The organism is Methylobacterium sp. CM6257, assembly GCF_054611515.1.
Window position 1 is genome coordinate 5,284,167 of the sequence record NZ_CM137735.1, and the last position, 18,402, is coordinate 5,302,568.

General features: G+C 69.2%; 18 protein-coding genes. 13 read left to right on the forward strand and 5 right to left on the reverse strand.

Annotated elements, in window-relative coordinates:
• Positions 1-403 precede the first annotated feature (403 nt).
• Positions 404-802: an exopolysaccharide production protein YjbE gene (locus ACYCO6_RS25760; RefSeq protein ID WP_459764602.1), complete on the reverse strand. Its 399-nt coding sequence runs from the start codon at positions 800-802 to the stop codon at positions 404-406.
• 370 nt (positions 803-1,172) lie between these two features.
• Here ACYCO6_RS25760 and ACYCO6_RS25765 point away from each other — a divergent pair, with 370 nt between their 5' ends.
• The 3 genes from ACYCO6_RS25765 (at position 1,173) to ACYCO6_RS25775 (ending at position 3,360) form a co-directional block, all read left to right on the forward strand.
• The gene (locus ACYCO6_RS25765) at positions 1,173-2,531 is read left to right on the forward strand and encodes an O-antigen ligase family protein (RefSeq protein ID WP_459764604.1); all 1,359 of its coding nucleotides are present in this window, start codon (positions 1,173-1,175) and stop codon (positions 2,529-2,531) included.
• 125 nt (positions 2,532-2,656) lie between these two features.
• Positions 2,657-2,875, forward strand: a complete 219-nt coding sequence (locus tag ACYCO6_RS25770; RefSeq protein ID WP_459764606.1) for a hypothetical protein — start codon at positions 2,657-2,659, stop codon at positions 2,873-2,875.
• A 296-nt stretch (positions 2,876-3,171) separates the two neighbouring features.
• Positions 3,172-3,360 carry a hypothetical protein gene (locus ACYCO6_RS25775; RefSeq protein ID WP_459764608.1) on the forward strand — a complete coding sequence of 63 codons (189 nt, stop codon included), beginning with the start codon at positions 3,172-3,174 and terminating at the stop codon, positions 3,358-3,360.
• A gap of 127 nt (positions 3,361-3,487) precedes the next feature.
• On the opposite strand, the gene ACYCO6_RS25780 is transcribed toward ACYCO6_RS25775, so the two are convergent.
• Together ACYCO6_RS25780 and ACYCO6_RS25785 are read right to left on the reverse strand one after the other, a co-directional pair.
• Complete coding sequence (locus ACYCO6_RS25780) at positions 3,488-4,177, reverse strand: class I SAM-dependent methyltransferase (protein WP_459764610.1); 690 nt, start codon at positions 4,175-4,177, stop codon at positions 3,488-3,490.
• 258 nt (positions 4,178-4,435) lie between these two features.
• On the reverse strand, positions 4,436-5,317 hold the full coding sequence (locus ACYCO6_RS25785) for an aldo/keto reductase (RefSeq protein WP_459764612.1): 882 nt from the start codon (positions 5,315-5,317) through the stop codon (positions 4,436-4,438).
• 386 nt (positions 5,318-5,703) lie between these two features.
• On the opposite strand from ACYCO6_RS25785, the gene ACYCO6_RS25790 reads away from it, so the two are divergent.
• From ACYCO6_RS25790 to ACYCO6_RS25820, 7 genes are all read left to right on the forward strand, one after another.
• Positions 5,704-7,377, forward strand: a complete 1,674-nt coding sequence (locus ACYCO6_RS25790; protein ID WP_459764614.1) for a hypothetical protein — start codon at positions 5,704-5,706, stop codon at positions 7,375-7,377.
• A complete protein-coding gene (locus ACYCO6_RS25795) occupies positions 7,374-7,775 on the forward strand; it encodes a DCC1-like thiol-disulfide oxidoreductase family protein (protein ID WP_459764616.1) in 402 nt (133 codons plus the stop codon). Before ACYCO6_RS25790 ends, ACYCO6_RS25795 begins: the two co-directional genes overlap by 4 nt.
• 183 nt (positions 7,776-7,958) lie before the next feature.
• Entirely contained in the window at positions 7,959-9,476 is a 1,518-nt protein-coding gene (locus ACYCO6_RS25800) for an oligosaccharide flippase family protein (RefSeq protein WP_459764618.1), read from the forward strand.
• Positions 9,477-9,640: 164 nt separating this feature from the next.
• Entirely contained in the window at positions 9,641-10,402 is a 762-nt protein-coding gene (locus ACYCO6_RS25805) for a LamB/YcsF family protein (RefSeq protein ID WP_459764620.1), read from the forward strand.
• On the forward strand, positions 10,399-11,133 hold the full coding sequence (locus tag ACYCO6_RS25810; RefSeq protein WP_459764622.1) for a 5-oxoprolinase subunit B family protein: 735 nt from the start codon (positions 10,399-10,401) through the stop codon (positions 11,131-11,133). Before ACYCO6_RS25805 ends, ACYCO6_RS25810 begins: the two co-directional genes overlap by 4 nt.
• A complete protein-coding gene (locus ACYCO6_RS25815) occupies positions 11,133-12,149 on the forward strand; it encodes a 5-oxoprolinase subunit C family protein (RefSeq protein WP_459764624.1) in 1,017 nt (338 codons plus the stop codon). The genes ACYCO6_RS25810 and ACYCO6_RS25815 overlap by 1 nt, the downstream gene beginning before the upstream one ends.
• 111 nt (positions 12,150-12,260) lie before the next feature.
• Positions 12,261-13,049: an aldolase gene (locus ACYCO6_RS25820; protein ID WP_459764626.1), complete on the forward strand. Its 789-nt coding sequence runs from the start codon at positions 12,261-12,263 to the stop codon at positions 13,047-13,049.
• A 7-nt stretch (positions 13,050-13,056) separates the two neighbouring features.
• Here the strand turns inward: ACYCO6_RS25820 and ACYCO6_RS25825 are convergent, their stop codons facing one another.
• Positions 13,057-14,352 carry a lytic murein transglycosylase gene (locus tag ACYCO6_RS25825; protein ID WP_459773730.1) on the reverse strand — a complete coding sequence of 432 codons (1,296 nt, stop codon included), beginning with the start codon at positions 14,350-14,352 and terminating at the stop codon, positions 13,057-13,059.
• 138 nt (positions 14,353-14,490) lie between these two features.
• On the opposite strand from ACYCO6_RS25825, the gene ACYCO6_RS25830 reads away from it, so the two are divergent.
• The 3 genes from ACYCO6_RS25830 to ACYCO6_RS25840 all read left to right on the forward strand — a co-directional run bounded on the left by ACYCO6_RS25830 (position 14,491) and on the right by ACYCO6_RS25840 (position 16,774).
• Positions 14,491-14,985, forward strand: a complete 495-nt coding sequence (locus tag ACYCO6_RS25830; RefSeq protein WP_459764628.1) for an SRPBCC family protein — start codon at positions 14,491-14,493, stop codon at positions 14,983-14,985.
• A 152-nt stretch (positions 14,986-15,137) separates the two neighbouring features.
• Entirely contained in the window at positions 15,138-16,550 is a 1,413-nt protein-coding gene (gene pyk / locus ACYCO6_RS25835) for a pyruvate kinase (RefSeq protein ID WP_459764630.1), read from the forward strand.
• A gap of 95 nt (positions 16,551-16,645) precedes the next feature.
• Positions 16,646-16,774, forward strand: a complete 129-nt coding sequence (locus ACYCO6_RS25840; RefSeq protein WP_459764632.1) for a TFIIS helical bundle-like domain containing protein — start codon at positions 16,646-16,648, stop codon at positions 16,772-16,774.
• A 52-nt stretch (positions 16,775-16,826) separates the two neighbouring features.
• Here the strand turns inward: ACYCO6_RS25840 and ACYCO6_RS25845 are convergent, their stop codons facing one another.
• Entirely contained in the window at positions 16,827-18,014 is a 1,188-nt protein-coding gene (locus tag ACYCO6_RS25845) for a patatin-like phospholipase family protein (protein ID WP_459764634.1), read from the reverse strand.
• Positions 18,015-18,402: the final 388 nt, after the last annotated feature.

Sequence of the window (18,402 nt, forward strand, 5' to 3'; positions counted from 1 at the left end):
GATGTGGCCACCGGATTCGGAAAAGACTTGCCCGCCGCTCGATCGCGCGCCGCACGCCTACGATCGGACCGGCGGGATCGTGCCAATGGGCACAGCTCTGCAGCGCTGCTCGAAATGGAATTTCAGCAGGCTTGGAGCGAGAAACGGCGGACCCGCACAAACCGTTGCATCAAAAAATGCGATCTTCGCCGCAGTGCGATCAAAAACGCGCACCCCTCGGACGTCCCCTGGCGCGAGGCCGGGTCGAGCCATCGCGCCGGATCACGAACCCGTCTGGGCGCTCCTGCCCTGTGCAGCGCTCGCGAGTCGCCCACCATGCCATCTCGCATCCAATGAACGCGGAAGCCCGCCTCGACCGGTACGAGGCGGGCTCCCAGGCCTTGTTGTGCGGGACGGCCGCCGATCAGCAGCCGTCGTCGTTCACCGGCGCTGTCTGTCTGTCGGCGGCAGCCTTGTTCATCGCCCCGACGGTGCCAGGAGAGGCCGGCTGCTGACCGCCAGCAAGGTTTGCCGCAGCCGGATCTGTGCTGTTCGCCTTGGATCCGGTGTTCGCCTGCGCCTGCTGGCCCGTGGTCTGCGTGGCGCCGGCATTGTTCATGGCGCCCACCGTCCCGGGTGAAGCGGGCTGCTGCCCACCGGCGAGGTTCTTGCTCGACTTGTCGACGTCGGAGCTCTTCTGATTGGATGCCTGCTGATCCGGCGATTTGGGCTTGGTTGTCCCGGTGCTGCACGGCGCCGCGAGAGCGGGACCAGCGACAAGAGCCAGAAGCGCAACCGCGCTTGCCAGACGTGAAACCTTCATCGAACGCTCCTCCAGAGTTATCGTCGGGCTAATTGCCAATTCCGCCCGACGGTTCCGAAACGGACAATGAGGGCTCGGAATTCGCTCGCCCTGGATCGCGTATTCAGAAGGCGCGCCGGCAGTTTCCGCCGAGCTGGCAAAATCTTGAGCCTGGAAACCAGACCGGGCTGCGCGCCGCGAGGCTGCGCTCAGGCGTGAGCCGCCCTGACCCGCGCCCGCGGCCGTCGCTACCTCGTTTGACGGAGTTCGGATGCCCGACGGCTCAGCCTAGGGTCCCGGACGACAGCGGTGTGAGACGGCGTTGTCCCGCCGTGAGGGGCTGCGCGGTCGAGAAGGGTCGCACCGGTTTGAGGACGTCTGGAGCTGCGCGATGGCGTTTCCTCGAGATTCAGCGGGCTTCGGCCACGGGGCCACGACGGAGATCGCTTGGTCCCGTTTCGGGCCGTACAGCGCGAGCCATGCCAGGGGCGCGGTCTACGCAACCAGCAGCCGGAGCGGTGCCGGAGCGATGCCGAAGCTCGGGCGCGCCGCCCTCCCCTGGGTCCTCCTGGTCCTGCTCGCCCCCGTTGTGGGTGAGCAGATTAAGCTGCCCGGGATCGACAAGCTCGCATGGATCGGCAGCGATCTTGCGGCGTTCTGCTTCCTGGTCGTCCGACGCGATCTCGCCAGCACCCTCTTCGGGAGCCGGCCCCTGCTGCTCGCATGGCCCGCACTCGCGGTGGCCTCGGCGGCTTGGTCTCTGACCCCCGGCATCTCGGCCTATCACGGGTTCCAGCTGCTCGCGACGATCGTGGCCGGCATCGCCCTGCGCACCACGATGGGCCTGTCCCGCATCGTCAGGATCACCTTTCTGGCTCTCCTGTGCGGGCAGATCCTGTCGGTGGTGCTCACGTTCGCCGCGCCGGGCCTGACCCGCGGCATGAACGGAGACTGGGCCGGGATCTACGCGCACAAAAACGTCCTCGGCGGGCTGATGAGCCTACAGCTCCTCTGCGCCGCCTGCCTGTTCCTGCAAGGCTGGCACCGCCTGCTGACGGCGTCGGCCTTTTTCCTGGCCCTGGCGCTCCTCGCTGCGGCCCATTCCGCCACGGCCCTCGTGGCAGGCGCCGTGGGACTGGCACCGCTGGTCGCGATCTTCGCGTGGCGGCAGGGGAAGCATCTCACGGGCTTCTGCCTCGGCATCGCCATCGCGATGGTGGGCGTCGGGATCACGGTGGCGGCGCTGCACGGCGCGGATCTGTCCGCGAGCCTGCTCTCCGACCTCGGGAAGGATACGACACTGACCGGCCGGACGGTGCTCTGGCAGTTCGGCATCGACCAGTTCTGGCGCGAGCCATTCGTGGGGATTGGATACAAAGCCTATTGGGAGAGCCCGCTGACGACGGCGGCCTACCTGCACTTCACCACCAAGCAGAAGGTCTGGTTCTTTCACAATAACTTCATCGACGTGGCGGTCGCGTTCGGGGTCGTCGGCCTAGTGGTCTTCGTGATCGCGCTCCTCGATACGGCGCGCCGGGTGATCGGCCATTTCGCGCGCTCCTCCGGTTACGTGGAGGCCTGGCCGATCCTGTTCCTCGCCCAGCTCTGCATCCTCATCTGCTTCGAGTGTCCGCTCTTCGTGAACCACGGCCTCCACCAGTTCCTGCTCGCGGCGATCCTGCCGGTGATCCGGAGACCGGACCCGGTTGAGCGCCGCGTTCCATCGACCCGAGTTGCTTGGCAGGTTTGAGCCCGGCCGGGTGGCCTGCGGAAGCCCGAACTCCCGCATTCGAGGTAGGGGCCTCAGAAATCGGGACTGTCCTCGATTCGATGCCCCGGCAAGCTCTGCGCCTCCTCGTCGCTTGGAGACCGTTGATGCAGCGTTTGGGAATCTCGCTGCTCCTGTTCCGCGAACGATACGCCTACATCAGCCAACATTTGGCTGCGGTCTGGCGAGCGGAGTTCGAGATCGTCGGCTTCGACGGGGCCGATACCATCGACGCGACGGAGACCGGGCTGGGCGCGGGGCAAGTCGGCTGCGCCCTGTCGCATCTGGTGGCCTACGAGGCCCTGCCGGCGCGCGGCCTGCCATAGGCGCACATCGTTGAGGACGATGTCGGTCTGCCGACGGACATCCACGCCCTCCTACATCCACGTCATCTTGGCGCGGGCCGAAGCAGCCCCGCACCCGGGAGACGTCGCGCTGCTCTACAATTGGCCGGAGCACAGCGCGGCCTTCAGCGCGGTCGACGCCGTCGCGGCCGGCGCTTGCGGGCCGCGGAAAGAACTCTCCGGGCCAATCGGCCGGTCGCCGCGACTGCGGACAACGGGGCCTATTTCTTCGAGATCGGCGCGATCAGCGGAAGACAGATCTGTCCCCCAATCCTGTGATGCTGAAGCCCTTCGAGTCGACGGTGTTCGCATCAGGCTCGAAGATCGGGGCCCTGATGAACAGCAGCCCCCTGTTGAAGCCCCAGTTCGCCGCCCGGCGCCGCATCCTGACGGAACGTAAGGCCGCCAACACGACCTTCGTCGGCGGGATCTCGCCGACGCGAACGGCAGGCCGCCTCAGAGCATGATTTCCGAAATCATCCTGCGACAACAAAAACCTGGAGCATCCTGCTGTTATTGTGATGAGGCAGCACACTCCAGCGCGACGGCAGGTTCAGCCTCGACGTGCGGCACCGCTGCGGCCGGATCGCTGTCTCAACTGAGCTTCTTCGTGAGGCGGACGCACAGGATCCCCGGCCTGTCTGCCCCGGGGAACGGATGGCGCTCCGCCAAGCTCGCATAGACATTGTGATCGTCCCGGATCCCGAACACCTCGCGCCGGGCGATCGTGAAGCCATGGAACTTGTCGACCACGTCCATGTCGATCCAGTGCGGCTCGGTCACGGTCGGCGGGTGGTTGATTTCCACGATGAGGAGGATCGTGCCGCCCGGTGCGCAGACACGCGCGAGTTCACGGATCGTCTGATCGACGTCCTCGACGTGATCGAGTGCGTTGAACATGGTCACGATGTCGAAACGGCCGTCCGGAAACGGGATGTTCTCGCTCGGCGCCGCGACGTAGGACATCTTATGGAGGCCGCGGTTGAGCTTGACATAGGAGTCGGCCAACGGGTCGAGCCCGACACGCTCCAGCGCGCCGGTCGCCCATTCCAGGCTGCCCACGGGACCGCAGCCCACGTCGAGGACGCGCTTGCCGGCGTAGAAGTCCTCATCGAGCCCGAAGAAGGTCGTGTAGAAGGGAATCAGGTGCGCGTTGTAGAAGCGCCCCTTCGCCTTCCAGAGCGTCTTCCGCCAGAAGGCGAGTTCGACGGCTTCCTTGATGGACGAACGCAGGGCCGGATAGTGCGACAGAAGCCGCCCGGCGCTTTGCTTGATGATTAGCATCCCCGACGCCCCTCCGTTCGAGACAGCCTTCATTTTCCCGATGGTGCGCAACGCAAGCCGATCGCTCGGCGATCTGTTCGGGCCGATTTCCAGCGAGAGCGCCACTCTGGCGGCTTTCCGCGACCGTCCGACCGTCATCCATTCGGCCAGTCGCGGCGGCGGCACCGGAGTAGGCCGGCTACCGCCGCGGACGGGGTGCGGCGGCCCGTCATCCTTCCGGCGTAGGGCCCGGTTCCGCCCGGTCCGACGGCGCCGCCCCTACGATGCCGAGGCCTGCTTCCAGGCCTCGCGCCCCTGCCGGTCCAGGCGCTCGAACGCCTCGGCATCGAGCGTGACGCGCGCACCCTTCATGTTATCGTCGAGATGCGCCGGATCGCCGGTGCCCGGGATGGGCAGCATCACCGGCGATCGCTTCAGAAGCCAAGCCAGCGCGATCGCGCCCTCACCCACACCATGCTCCGCGGCAATGTCCGCCAGGGCAGAGCCCTCGCGAGCCAGGATGCCACGGGCGAGCGGCGCCCACGGGATGAAGCCTATGCCGTTCTGCTCGCAGTAATTGAGCACCGCCTCGCTGGTCCGGTCCACGAGGTTGTACTGATTCTGCACGGTCGCCACGGGGAAGAACCGCTGCGCCGACGCGATGTCGTCGACAGAGACCTCGCTGAGGCCGACATGACGGATCAGCCCCTCCTCGCGCAGCTTGGCGATGGCCTCGAACTGGACTTCGCGCGGGCAGTCCGGTCCGATCCGGTGCAGCTGCCACAGGTCGATCCGATCGACGCCCAGGCGTCGCATGCTCATCAGGACGCACTGGCGCAGGTAGTCCGGATTGCCGACAGGCCGCCAGATGTCGGGACCATGTCGTGTCAGGCCGCCTTTGGTGGCGATGACGAGCCCCGCATAGGGATGGAGGACCTCGCGGATCAGATCCTCGCTGACGAAGGGCCCGTAGCTGTCGGCGGTGTCGATGAGGTCGACGCCGAGTTCGGGAACCCGGGCGAGAGTTGTCTTCGCGGCTCCGCGGTCGGCCGGAGGGCCCCAGATCCCCGGGCCCGTGATCCGCATGGCCCCGAAGCCGAGCCGATGGACGGCCAAGTCACCGCCGATCTCGAACGTGCCGGACGGGTTGTGTTCGGTCATGGTGGGCTCCCGATTGCGCGGCGCGGCGCGCCTCGTTGGTCCAACCCGCAGCCGCGCCGCTGGTCACGATCCGGCTCCGCCGCGAAAACTGCATCGGGTATCGCCGAAAGATGTAGCCCCTCTGCCCCACTTTGCGGCTTTGTCGACTTCGGCGGCATGCCAAGCTTCGATCCATCAAACAGGAGGCACTCGAACGGCACGGCAGCAAAGCCGCCTCATAGCCGAGCGGAACGCGGAGCAGAGGCCCCGGTCGCGCCGAACGAAGATCTCGCACCGGCCTCCGACTCGCGACTCGTGCGCGGTCCTGGCTACCTGATGTCACGGTCTCATCCGGTCGTCGCTTCGCCGTAGCGGCCGCATCAAAAGCCCGTCGGAGTAGATAGACGATGAGCAGATCAGCCTTGAGCGCGAGCGGAGACAAGTTCTTCAGGCTCGGGGCTGACGGACTGACGCAGGCCTCCACTCCGGATCGTGCGCGAACCTACCTGATCTTGCTGGCACAGATCGGCGGATTGCTTGTCATCCTCAAACTTTCCCGTACGATCGACGAGATCAACAACTATTATGGCGTCGTCCTTCCCATGGCGCTCGCCGTCGCGATGGCGCGCGCGCGCTATGCGGCCTCGGACGCCGCCGCCGTGCGCCTGCTCCAGCTCGTCGGCGTGATCACGGGCGCGTACGCGCTCGTGCACTATCCGCTCTTCCCGGTCGTCCTGCAGGGGTTCAAGGCGACCGCGGCGGTCACCGCCATCGCGGTTCTCTGGATCGCCGCTGTCGCGGCCGGAATCCTGTGCCTGCGCTGGCCGTCGCTCGCCCTTGTGAGCGCCACCTACCTCGTCTGGAGCAAGAACGCGGTCTACCGGGTGACCGGCCTCTGGCACGGGCACACCATCGACGTGCTGCCGCTGGCGGAGGTGAGCTTCTGTCTCGTGGCCGGGCTCGCGATGGCCAGGTTGACCGGGCGCATCAGCGGCCGGCACACCGTCGCGCGGGCCGACGCCGCTTCGGCCGGCGCCCTGTTCTCCAAGGTGCTGATCGCCGCAGCGATCAGCATTCACCTCGGCAACTACTATTCCTCCTTCCTCGCCAAGGTGACGCTCGATGGCGGGCCGATGTCCTGGCTGCTCGACAACGATCCCGGCAAGCTGTTCCTCGTCGGCATGGACAACAATCATGTCCTCTACGCGTCCTGGCCCTGGCTGGTGGACGGCATGCGGGCAACCCTCAGCCATGCTGGGCCGCTGACGAACGCCTTCATCCTGCTCGGACAGGGTGCGGCCCTGCTCGGCATCCTCATGCCGCGCCGCTGGCTCCTCATCCTGCTCCTCGGCTTCGACGTGATGCACCTGTCCATTCTCGTCGTCATGGGCGCCAATTTCGCGCCCTGGATCCTGCTGAACCTGGCCATCGCAGCCGTGGTCGTCAGCCGGCACTACGAACGGCCGCCGCTGCTGGTCGGGATCTTCTCGGTCCTGTTCATCCTGTCGGGGAACAGCTTCATGACCCAGGCGCGGCTCGGCTGGTACGATACGGCCGCGAACAACAAGATGTACTTCGAGGCTATCGACAAGGATGGCAGGAGACACTACGTCCCGACGAACTTCTTCACCTTCTATTCTTATCCCTTCGCCCACATGGCTTACGGGGCGCCGGACGCGGCGAATGCCTTCGCGCTCGACAACCCGAATGGCGGGACGCAAGTCTACCGCAAGGTCACCGCGTCGCTCACCTGCGACGTTCCGGTCCTGACGACGCGGGACATTTACGGCCAGGACCTCTCGAAAACCGAGATCAACGGACCCGCGATCGACGCCTACGTCCGGGGCTATCATGCCCTGGTGAGCGCGATCGGCGACCGGATCGGCCGCTTCCCCTACGCGCTCTACCCCCATCATTTCTTCGTCCCGCTCCGGTTGGCAGCCGACTTCGAGGGCTTGGCGATGCGCGACATCGTCGCGTACGTCTACCGGCGCGAATCCGTCTGCCTCAGCGTGCAGGACGGCGTTCCGGTCCGCCGGGTTGCCTCCGAAGCCGAGCACAGGATCGACCTGACCCCATGACAGAAGCCGCGCTGACCGTCGTCTACGACGGCGAATGCCCGTTCTGCTCGAACTACGTGCGCCTGATGGCCCTGCGCCGGTCCGTGGGCCATGTCGCCCTGGTGGACGCCCGTCGTGGCGGGCCCATAGTCGACGAGATCACGCGTCGGGGCTTCGACCTGAACAACGGGATGGTCGTCCGCTACGGCCGCACGTTCTATTACGGCGCCGACGCGCTGGTGCTGCTGTCGAGCCTGAGTGAGGTCGGCGGCCTCATCGGCCGCGTTCTGTCGCGTGTGCTGCGCAGTCCCGCCCGCGCGCGCCTCCTCTATCCCGTGATGAAGCTCGGGCGGCGCGCGACACTCCTCATCCTTGGCCGTCCCCTGATCGCCCAGCCGCACCAGCCGACATCGCGCTGAATGCGACGGCGGCCGGACGACTTCATCTACGCGATCTGGCCCGCAGGCGCGGCGTGTCTCGGGCCGACAAGTGCTCACATTGGATAGCTGGCCGGCCGGGGACAACACCCGGAAGGCATCCTGACCGTCCGAGCGCTCTCGCAGCCGGTCTCTCCGCGCTCGCTCACTCACCCGAAGGCTCGCATGGCAGATCTCCGCGACGGACCGGAGGGGGCGGCATCCCCCATGTTCTCGAAACGCCGGAGCTTGGCCTGGATGGGCCTGTGCCAGGGTGGCCTGTTCCTGGTGCAGTTCGGGACCTCGCTGGCCCTGGCGCGCCTGCTGAGCCCCTACGAGATGGGCATCTTCAGTCTCGCCGCAGCCGTGGCGGGGCTGCTGTCCACCCTGCGCTCCTGCGGACTGTCGAGCTACATCGTCCGGGCCGAGCGAGTGGACGCGACGCTGCTGGCGAGCGTCTTCACCGTGAACCTGATCCTGTCAGGGGTCACTGCGGTGCTGATCCTCGGGCTCAGCGTGTTCGGAAGCCTGCTGCTTGGGGAGCCCGAGGTTCAGCGCGCGCTGGCGGTCCTGACTGTCGTGCCCCTGTTGAGTGCCCTGGAATTCCGGCCTGCCGCGATGATCGAGCGGCAGGGCAATTTCCGGGCGGTCGCCCTCGTGAACATGCTGCGCGGGCTCGTCGCCAGCGCCGCCATGCTGATCCTGGCGATCCTCGGCTTCAGCTACATGAGTCAGGCCTACGGGCAGGCCGCCGGTGCGATTGCGGCGGCACTGGCGGCCAACGGCCTCGGGTTCCGGCACGTCTCCCTGCGCGTCGGGCTCACAGGCTGGCAGCAGATCCTGACCTACGGCAGCCGGCTCTTCGCCATCGCGGGTGTCGCCGGGATCGCCGGACGACTCAGCGACCTGATCCTCGGGCGCATGCTCGGGCTCAGCGCCCTCGGCCTGTTCTCGCGCGCCGCAAGCCTGAACACGCTGATGTGGGACCACCTCCACGCCGTGATCACCCGGATCGTGTTCGTGGATCTGGCGAACCAGCAGCGGCAGGGCCGGTCGCTGAGGGCGAGCTATCTCGCGACGCTGCGCATGATCACCGTGCTGCTCTGGCCGGCCTTCGCGGGCGCGGCCGTTCTGGCCGGGCCGATCATCCGGCTCCTGCTCGGGCCCGGCTGGGCCGGCGCCGCCCTGCCTTTCAGCCTCCTGTCGATAGCAGCACTCGTCCTGAGTTCGCTCACCATGACCTGGGAGGTCTTCCTCATCCGGGACCAGACTGCGCTCCAGGCCCGGCTCGAGATCGTCCGCAACGGCGCCGGCCTCCTCACCTTCGCGGCCGGCTGCATCTTCGGTCTCGGGGGCGCCGGTCTGGCGCGGATCGCCGACGCCCTCCTCGCGGTCGGGCTGTATTGGCCGCATCTCCAGCGGATGACCGACACGTTCGGGCGCGACTACGTGCCGATCTACCTGCATGCCGCCGGTGTGACGGCCGTCGCCATCCTCCCCTCCGTCCTGGTCATGGCGGCCTGGGGCTGGTCCGACACGACGCCGCTGCCGAGCCTCGCCGTCGCCATCGCCCTGGGGATCGCCGGCTGGGCCTGCGGCCTTCGGTACCTGCGCCACCCGTTGATCGACGAGGCGCGCCTGCTCCTGTCCCGCCTGCGGCGCGTCCGCCGGCCTGCGGCGGTGGCCGTGGTCCCCGATCTGTAGCGCGGGGGCTCGATCGGGCGGGCATCGACCTTGCAACCGGCGATGTGCGCTCGACTTCCGCTGGACGGCGGCGGCGAAGGAGCGCAGATCGGATTGCGGGACGTGTCCCAGACGCCGCGGCGTGGCGCGGTCCATCCGGGACGCACTGCAAGGGAGCGAGTCCGTTGACGAGCGTGGACCTGAACTCCGATCTCGGTGAGGGCTATGGCGCCTACGCCTGCGGCGACGACGCGGCGATCCTCGGGATCGTGACCTCCGCCAACGTCGCCTGCGGCCTGCACGCGGGCGACCCCGAGATCATGGCCCGAACCTTCGCGCTGGCCAAGGAGCGCCGCGTGGTGGTCGGCGCCCATCCGGGCTTCCCCGACCTATGGGGGTTCGGCCGGCGCCGGATGCCGTACAGCCCAGCCGAGATCGAGCGGCTGGTGGCCTATCAGATCGGGGCCGCGCAGGCCCTCGCGGCCAATTCCGGCCACCGCATCACCTACGTGAAGGCGCACGGGGCGCTGGCCAATGTCGCCGCCGAGGAGCGCGCGGTGGCGGACGCCATAGCCCGCGCGGTCCGGGCGGTGGATCGCGACCTCGCGCTGCTCGCCATCGCGCTCACCGCCCAGGTGCCGGCCGGCGAAGCCTGCGGCCTCGACGTGTTCCAGGAGATCTTCGCCGACCGGGGCTACACGGAAGAGGGCCTGCTGATCCCGCGCGGCCAGCCCGGCGCGCTCATCACGGAGGCCGCGGCCGCCGCGGACCGGGTCCTGCGCATGGTCGAGACGGGCGCGATCGTGACGGCGGCGGGCACTTCGCTGCCGACGCCGATCCGCTCGATCTGCGTCCACGGAGATTCGGCCCATGCCGTCGCCACTGCCCGCGCCGTGCGGGCGCGGCTGGAGGGGGCGGGGGTGACCCTGGCGCCGTTCCGGCCGTGAGCGGCGTTCCGGACGAGCCCCGGCTCCTTGACGCGGGCGAGGCGGCACTGGTGGTGGAGTTCGGCTCCACCGTCGATCCCGCCATCAGCGACCGGGTGCTGGCACTGGACGATGCCCTCGGCGCGGATCCGCCCGAAGGCTTGCGCGAGCGCGTCCCGACCTACCGCTCCCTGATGCTCCACTACGATCCGCTGCTGCTCGATCGCGACACGCTCGCCGGCCGGGTGCGGAGCCTCGTGGCGGAGGCAACCGCGCGCGCAGCCACCCCGACAACGTGGATCCTGCCCTGCTGCTACGAAGCCCCGCATGGGGAGGACATCGCGCAGGTGGCCGAGCGCACCGGCCTCTCGCCGGACGCGCTGGTCTCGACCCATGCCGGAGCGACCTACCGGGTCTACATGTACGGCTTTGCGCCGGGCTTCGCGTATCTCGGCGGCCTGCCGAAGGCGCTGGCGGTGCCCCGGCGGGCGAGCCCCCGCCCCCCGCACCCGCGCAACGCCATCCTCATCGGCGGCGGTCTGGCCGCGGTGGCGACGGTGCCGATGCCCACCGGCTGGTATGTCATCGGCGCCACCCCGGCCCGGCTCTACGCACCGGAACGCGATCCGAGCTTCTTCGTCGGCGCGGGGGATCTGATCCGCTTTGAGGTGGTAGATGCCGCGACCTTCGACGCCCTGACAGCACGCGAGGCCGCGGGCGAGCCGGTGGCCCGGCGCGGGGAGGCCGGCTGATGGGCGCGCTCGTCATTGAGGGCGCCGGCCCCGGCGTCACGCTGCAGGACGGCGGCCGGCACGGCTACCTGCGCTACGGCATCACGGCCGCGGGACCGATGGATCCGCTGATGCACGCCACCGCGAACCGTGCGGCGGGCAATCCCCTGGAGGCCGCGGCGATTGAGATCTCCACCGGCGGGATCGCGGCCTCGGCGGACGGCGGGCCGTTCGGCTTGGCTCTGGTCGCGCCGGGTTTCCGGGTCGCGCTGGACGGTGCTGCGCTGCCCGACACGGTCGCGCTGACCCTGCAGCCCGGCCAGACGCTCGCCGTGCGGGCGGGTGAGTCGGGGGTATGGGGCTACCTGGCGGTGAGCGGCCGCTTCGACCTCGCGCCGATCCTCGGCTCGGTCGCGACCCACACGCGCTCGGGCCTCGGGGGCCTGGGCGGTCGCGGGCTCGCCGCCGGCGACCACCTCCCGCTCGCCGATGCCAAGCCGGGCGAGGTCTCGCCTCACCGGCTCCTCTCACCCTGGCTCGACCGGGATCCGCGGGAGATTCGGGTCGTGCTCGGGCCCCAGGACGATTATTTCGCGGCCGACCAAGTCGCGGCGTTCCTCGCCGGCCCCTGGACCGTCTCGCCGCGCGGCGACCGGATGGCCTGCTTTCTCGACGGAACGCCCCTGACACATGCCAAGGGGCACGACATCGTCTCCGACGGCGTCGCCATGGGTGCGATCCAGGTGCCGGGCAACGGCCTGCCGATCGTCCTGATGGCCGACCGGCAATCGACCGGCGGCTACCCGAAGATCGCCACGGTGATCGGCCCCGATCTCGGGCGGCTTGCGCAGGTGCGGGGCGGGACGAGGCTGTCCTTCCGGCGCGTATCGGTGGCCGAGGCGGTCGCCGCCCGGCGGGCGGAGCGCGAGTTCCTGCGTGAGCCGGTGCCGCGCGAGCCGGTGGTGCGGACCGATTTCGCCTCCGACTTCCTGCTCGGGCTCAACCTCGTCGGCGGCGTCACCGACGGCCGCGCCTGAACGCCCGAGGGCCTGCACGAAGGACGATCCGCGTTCGCGCCCGATCCCTTAAAGTACCGCGCTGGCCGAGTTCCCGGCCGGCGATCCGAGAGAGCAGGAAGGCCTTCACGCATGGCGCACGCCGTCACAGCCCCGGGCACCCCACCCGCGCGCAGCAACGAGCCCTTGAACGCCGACAGCGTGCGCCGGGCCCGCATCGACCTCGCCGCCTGCCTGCGCTGGGCCGCGCGCAACGGCCTCGAGGAAGGCATCTGCAACCACTTCTCGGCGGTGCTGCCCGAGCGGCCCGACCTGTTCCTGGTCAATCCCTACGGTCTCGCCTTCGCGGAGGTGACGGCTTCGAGCCTGCTGCTGTGCGATTTCCACGGCAACGTCATCGAGGGCGACGGCCAGCCCGAGGCGACCGCCTTCCACATCCATGCCGAGCTGCATCGGCTGAAGCCCCACGCGCGGGCCGCCTTCCACACCCACATGCCCTACGCCACCGCACTCGCCATGCTGGAGGGCGAGCCGCTGCTCTGGGCCGGTCAGACGGCCCTGCGCTTCTACGGACGCATCGCTGTGGACGAGGATTACAACGGCTTGGCCCTCGACGCGCGCGAGGGCCAGCGGATCGCCATGAGCGCCGGCGAGGCTGACGTGGTGTTCCTGAAGAACCACGGCGTGATGGTGATGGGGGAGACGATCGCGGAGGCCTGGGACGACCTGTACTACCTGGAGCGGGCCGCGCAGGCGCAGGTGCTGGCCATGAGCACAGGGCGCACCCTCAAGGTCGTGCCGGAGGCGATCGTGAAACACGTAGCGGCGCAGGAGGCGGCGGGTCGCGCCGAGAGCGCGCGGCTGCACCTGGAGAGCGTCAAGCGCGTGCTCGCCCGGGACGAGCCCGCCTTCCTGGCGTAAACCGGTCTCACGGCGCCGTCCGGATCCGTTCCAGCAGCGCCGCATCCGGGTAGCCGTCCTGCGGCAGGCCGAGCGAGCCCTGGAAGGCGCGCAATGCCGCCCGGGTCTTGGGGCCGATCTTCCCGTCGATCCCGCCGGTGGCGAAGCCGCGCTCGGTCAGCCGGTTCTGCAGGTCGCGGCGCTCGTCGGCGGTGAGCGGCCGGTCGCCCCGCGGCCAATCGTGCATCAGGCCCGGGTCGCCGTGCAGACGGTCCGAGAGCAGAGCCACCGTCAGCGCGTAGGCGAGCGCGGTGTTGTAGCGCAGGATCACCGCGAAATTCGGCCGGAGCAGGAAAGCGGGACCGCGGATCCCGGCGGGCAGGATCAGAGTCGCCTCGGCGGATTCGTCCGGCACCGGGCGATCCCGGGCTGGCTTCACGCCCAGCGCCCGCCACGCGGCGAGGCTGCGCGAAGTGGTCTCGTCGGCGAGGGCGGCGTCGAAATCGTCCGGCAGCGCCGCCTCGTAGCCCCAGCCCTCGCCGGGTTTCCAGCCATGGGCGCGCAGGTAATTCGCCGTGGAGGCGAGCGCGTCCGGCACAGAGGTCCAGATGTCGCGCCGTCCGTCACCGTCGAAATCGACGGCGTCGCGGTGATAGACCGTGGGCATGAACTGGGTATGGCCCATGGCTCCCGCCCAGGATCCGGTCAGGCCGCCGGGCATCCGGTCGACGGGCGCCTCGTTCCAGGCCAGGATCTGGAGGGCGGCCGTCAGCTCGTCGCGCCAGTAGCCGGCGCGGGCGGGGTCGCCGCAGCTGAGCGTCGCGAGGGAGCGCACAACCGGCTTCACCACGGCCGCATCGTCGAGCACGGCGCCGTAACCGGACTCGACGCCCCAGAACGCCGCGAGGATGTGGCGATCGACACCATACTTCGACTCGATGGCGGCAAGGGTGTCGGCGTGCTCGGCGAGCTTGCGCTGGCCCGCTTCGATCCGGGATGGAGTGACGCTCGCCTCGATGTAGTCCCAGATCGGTCTGACGAACTCGCCCTGGCTCCCCGTCGCGGCGAGCACATCGGGATCCGGCGTGAGACCGGCGAGCTGCGCGTCCGCGACGCTCTGCGGCACTGCCCGCGCCGTGGCCCAGGCGATCAGATCGGTGCGGCAACTCTCGAAGGATTGCGGTGCTGCGGGCGCGGACGCCTCCGCCGCGACGGCGAGCGACGGCGCGAGCGCGCAGGCAGAGACGGCCAGGCGGAGTTTCATAGTCCTGCGCGCCGTTCCGCCTCCCTTCGCGGACCACTCCCGCGCCTCACCGTCGTCCATGCGCATCCCCGGCGATCCTTTCCTTTCCATCCGTCTGCATAACCGGCTGCGCCGGGCGAGTTCCAGGCAGGGCTGATGCCCGCGACGCGCCGCCATGGGCGCCCTAGATCCCTCGGGAGACGCCCGACGGAGGTCGCCGTGCCACGTGCCGCCCTCGCAGCAATCGGCGCGGCGATGCTCGCCGCCGGACCGGCCTGCGCCCTGGAAGTCTCCCGCAGCCGCGACATCCCGGCGCCTCCGGAGGCCGTCTGGGCTCTGATTGGCGGCTTCTGCGCAATCGAGCTCTGGCACCCGCAGGTGGGGCGCTGCATCCTGTCAGGCGTCGACGAGGATGACGGCATCCGGGCGCAGATCCGGGGCTTGGTGGTGAAGGGCGGCCAGGGGACGATCGTCGAGGTGGAGACCGCCCGCGACGAGGCCGGGATGAGCTACAGCTACAGCTTCATCCAGGGTCCCCTGCCGGTGCGCGCCTACAATGCGACGCTCACCGTCCTTCCGAACGGCACCGGATCCACGGTGATCTGGAGCGCGACGTTCGACGCCGACGGCGTGAGCGACGCCGACGCCGTTGCCGACATCAAGGAAGTTTACGATGCCGGGCTTGCCGGGATCGCCCGCGAGGTGTCCCGATAGGGGCTCGCCGAATCGCGGTCACGCACCGAAATGGCACCGGGCCGACCTCCAGAACCCTCGCCCTGGCCCGGCCCAGTACCGATGTGACCGGCGTCGGCGCGACCGATCGCCCGGCCCGAACCCCGAGGCAGCCTCAGGAGGCCGAGACCCGCATGCGCCGTCACCGCCACGCCAAGATCGTCGCCACCGTGGGTCCCGCCAGCTCGGCACCCGACCGGCTGCACGCCCTGTTCCTCGCCGGGGTCGACACCTTCCGGCTCAATTTCAGCCACGGCCTGCAAGAGGACCATGCCAAGGTCCACGCGGCGATCCGGGACCTCGAACGCGAGGTCGGCCGGCCGATCGGGATCCTGCAGGATCTGCAGGGCCCGAAGATCCGGATCGGCACGCTGCAGGGCGGACGCCTGGATCTCCAGCCCGGCGAGACCGTCCGCTTTGTGCTGGAAGGCTCCGAGGGCGACAAGCAGGCGATCCCGCTCCACCATCCGGAGATCTTCGACGCCGTGGTACCGGGCCAGGAGCTCCTCATCGACGACGGCCGGGTCCGGGTGCGGGTGGTCGGGCCGGAGCGGACCGAGATGACCGCCGAGGTCGTCACCGGCGGCCCGATCTCGAACCGCAAGGGCGTCAACCTGCCGGGCACGCTGCTGGACCTGTCGCCGCTCACCGAGAAGGACCGGGCGGACCTCGCCTTCGGCCTGGATCTCGGCGTCGACTGGGTGGCCCTGTCCTTCGTGCAGAAGCCCTCGGACGTGATCGAGGCCCGGGGGATCATCGGCGACCGCGCCGGCATCATGTCGAAGATCGAGAAGCCGCAGGCGCTGGAGCGGATCGACGACATCATCCGGCTCTCCGACGCGGTCATGGTCGCCCGCGGCGATCTAGGCGTCGAGATCCCCAACGAGGACGTGCCGGGGCGGCAGAAGGAGCTGATCCGCGCCTGCCGGCTCGCCGTGAAGCCGGTGGTGGTGGCGACCCAGATGCTCGACTCCATGGTTTCCGCGCCGGCGCCGACCCGCGCCGAGGCCTCGGACGTCGCCACAGCCATCTACGACGGCGCCGATGCCGTGATGCTGTCGGCGGAATCGGCCACCGGCCGCTATCCCGTGGAGACGGTGTCGATGATGGACCGGATCATCCGGAGCGTGGAGGGGCACAAGCTCTACCACTCGATCGTGGCGGCCTCGGAGCCTGGCGAGGAGGAGACGCCGCCGCACGCCGTGGCGACCGCGACTGCCGACCTCGCCGAGGCGGTGCGTGCCGCTGCCATCGTCGCCTACACGGCGAGCGGGACGACGGCCGCCCGGGTGGCACGCAAGCGTCCCGCCGCCTCGATCCTGGCCCTGACCCCGAACCTCGCGACCTCGCGCCGCCTGAGCCTGCTGTGGGGGGCACACAGCGTCCTCACCGACGACGTCGACTCCTACGAGGAGATGACCGCGAAGGCCTGTCACCACGCGCAGGACGAGGGATTCGCCAAGCCGAACGACATCATCGTGGTGACCGCCGGCATCCCCTTCCACACCGTGGGCAACACCAACAATATTCGCCTGATGCAGATCTGAGGCGGACGGCCCGCGGCCGCGTTGGAACGCGGTCTGCACCTTGCCCGTTGAATCGAAAGCTGCGCCGTTCTGGCGCAACAACCGAGGACCGAGCCATGAACCTGATCGGACGCATCGTCACGAAGATTCTCGGCAACGAGAACCGCCCCGTCGACCGCGACGACCGGAACGCCAGCACCGCGACGCCGATCGGTCGCCTCGTCACGAAGATCCTAGGCAAGTAACCGTCCCGACCGCCGCGCGTCCCGCCGGGTGCGCGGCGCCGGTCCGGAAGGATCAGTTGGCGACCGCGCTCGCGGTCTCCTTCAACGTCGGAGCGGCCGGCACCGTGTGCTGCCAGAAGGTGCCGGTGCGGCCCTTCGCCAGACCCTCCTCGTAGAGGGCGCGCATGTAGGCGGTGTCGAAGCCCTTGGCGGCCGGCACCTTCGGGCCGTTCTCGTCTATGTAGGTCAGGTTGAACCCGATGCCGTTGTTGCGCGCCAAGGCGTAGGTCGCCGTCAGGGTGGCGCGCGAGCGGGCCCGGCTCGCCGTGGTGAAGGAACGCTCGACGATGGCGAGCGTGTTGTCCTTCGTGACCTCGAAATCGGGCTCCAGGCGGCCGTTGATCACCACGTAGATTTCGGCCCTGCCGCCGGTTCGGATCCGGCCGTCGCGCAGCAGCAGCGTCTGCGGCAGGGTGAAGACCGGCGTAACCACCGAGCCGTCGACATGCATCTCCTGGAAGCGCGCGTCACCGGCCGAGACGTCGATGAATTGCGGCGGGAAGACCGCCGGGATGCTGGCCGAGGCTGCGAGCACGTCGCGGAACAGCTCCCGCGCATTCGGCGCACCGCTCGCCGCGATGGCGCCCATGTTCCAGATCACCGCCCGCTGGGAGTCGAGGTTGGTCGTTACGACGAGAAGGCGGCGCCCCTTGGCGTGCTCCTCGGCCACCGCCCGGAGCAGGTCCGGCGTCACGTAGCGGTCGATCAGATTGCGCAGCCGTCCGTCGCCGAACAGGCCTGAGCCGAACAGCACGTTTGCAAGGTTGGGCGAGGCCACCAGCTCACCGGCGACCCCGCTGGTGTAGAACTCGGTCAGATAGGGGTCGTAGGCCGAGCCCAGGAACGCGAACGGCGCGATGAGAGCGCCCGTGGAGACGCCCGACACCAGAGTGAATTCCGGGCGCGTGCCGGACGCCGTCCAGCCGTTGAGCACGCCGGCCCCGTAGGCTCCGTCTCCGCCTCCGCCCGAGAGGGCGAGATAAGTGAAGCCCTTGGCCCGGCGCTGCGGGTTGGCGGCGAGTTCCGCGATCGTCTCCACCGAGGCATCGGCGAAGACCCGCGCCCCGGGGATGCCGGGCACGCTCGCGAGGGCCGCCTGCTCGGCGGTGTAGGGCGCGCGTGGAATGCTGCCGCAGCCCGCCACCTGGCCTGCCAGCCCGAGCGCCACCAGCGCGCGCAGGCTCACCTGACGGACACCCATCGACCTCACCCGACTCCGAGAAACGCGAACACTGTGCCACACGGAACGAGCTTGGCCGTATGCGCCGTTCCCACTTAGCCGGACAACAGGCGCGAATGAGGCGCGCTGTTGCTCAGGGGTCACGATCCCACCGGATCGCGGCGCAAGCGAGGCCGGCTGGATCGCCGGGCCGACACGGGGCGACCATTGCCGGTGGAAAGGGTCCGCAGCCGGGGGACCCGGCCGGCCGGGCGGCCTTGCAACGCTCGCAAACGCCGCGCTAGGGTCCCGGCGTGGCCTGACGGGACAGGGTGTCGCAGCGACGCGGCAGCCGAGCTGGGGCGTGGTCTGCACGATGTGCCATGGAATGGGTTCGCCGTTCCGGGATGCGGATCGTCGACCGGGCTGG

Excerpts from the sequence above, each read along its gene's own strand:
- ACYCO6_RS25780 (WP_459764610.1), bottom strand. The coding sequence starts at position 4,177 with ATGCTAATCATCAAGCAAAGCGCCGGGCGGCTTCTGTCGCACTATCCG.
- ACYCO6_RS25845 (WP_459764634.1), bottom strand. The coding sequence starts at position 18,014 with ATGGGTGTCCGTCAGGTGAGCCTGCGCGCGCTGGTGGCGCTCGGGCTG.
- ACYCO6_RS25765 (WP_459764604.1), top strand. The coding sequence starts at position 1,173 with ATGGCGTTTCCTCGAGATTCAGCGGGCTTCGGCCACGGGGCCACGACG.
- ACYCO6_RS25785 (WP_459764612.1), bottom strand. The coding sequence starts at position 5,317 with ATGACCGAACACAACCCGTCCGGCACGTTCGAGATCGGCGGTGACTTG.
- ACYCO6_RS25800 (WP_459764618.1), top strand. The coding sequence starts at position 7,959 with ATGGCAGATCTCCGCGACGGACCGGAGGGGGCGGCATCCCCCATGTTC.
- ACYCO6_RS25770 (WP_459764606.1), top strand. The coding sequence starts at position 2,657 with ATGCAGCGTTTGGGAATCTCGCTGCTCCTGTTCCGCGAACGATACGCC.
- ACYCO6_RS25790 (WP_459764614.1), top strand. The coding sequence starts at position 5,704 with ATGAGCAGATCAGCCTTGAGCGCGAGCGGAGACAAGTTCTTCAGGCTC.
- ACYCO6_RS25760 (WP_459764602.1), bottom strand. The coding sequence starts at position 802 with ATGAAGGTTTCACGTCTGGCAAGCGCGGTTGCGCTTCTGGCTCTTGTC.
- ACYCO6_RS25825 (WP_459773730.1), bottom strand. The coding sequence starts at position 14,352 with ATGGACGACGGTGAGGCGCGGGAGTGGTCCGCGAAGGGAGGCGGAACG.
- ACYCO6_RS25775 (WP_459764608.1), top strand. The coding sequence starts at position 3,172 with ATGCTGAAGCCCTTCGAGTCGACGGTGTTCGCATCAGGCTCGAAGATC.
- ACYCO6_RS25840 (WP_459764632.1), top strand. The coding sequence starts at position 16,646 with ATGAACCTGATCGGACGCATCGTCACGAAGATTCTCGGCAACGAGAAC.
- ACYCO6_RS25820 (WP_459764626.1), top strand. The coding sequence starts at position 12,261 with ATGGCGCACGCCGTCACAGCCCCGGGCACCCCACCCGCGCGCAGCAAC.
- ACYCO6_RS25815 (WP_459764624.1), top strand. The coding sequence starts at position 11,133 with ATGGGCGCGCTCGTCATTGAGGGCGCCGGCCCCGGCGTCACGCTGCAG.
- pyk (WP_459764630.1), top strand. The coding sequence starts at position 15,138 with ATGCGCCGTCACCGCCACGCCAAGATCGTCGCCACCGTGGGTCCCGCC.
- ACYCO6_RS25795 (WP_459764616.1), top strand. The coding sequence starts at position 7,374 with ATGACAGAAGCCGCGCTGACCGTCGTCTACGACGGCGAATGCCCGTTC.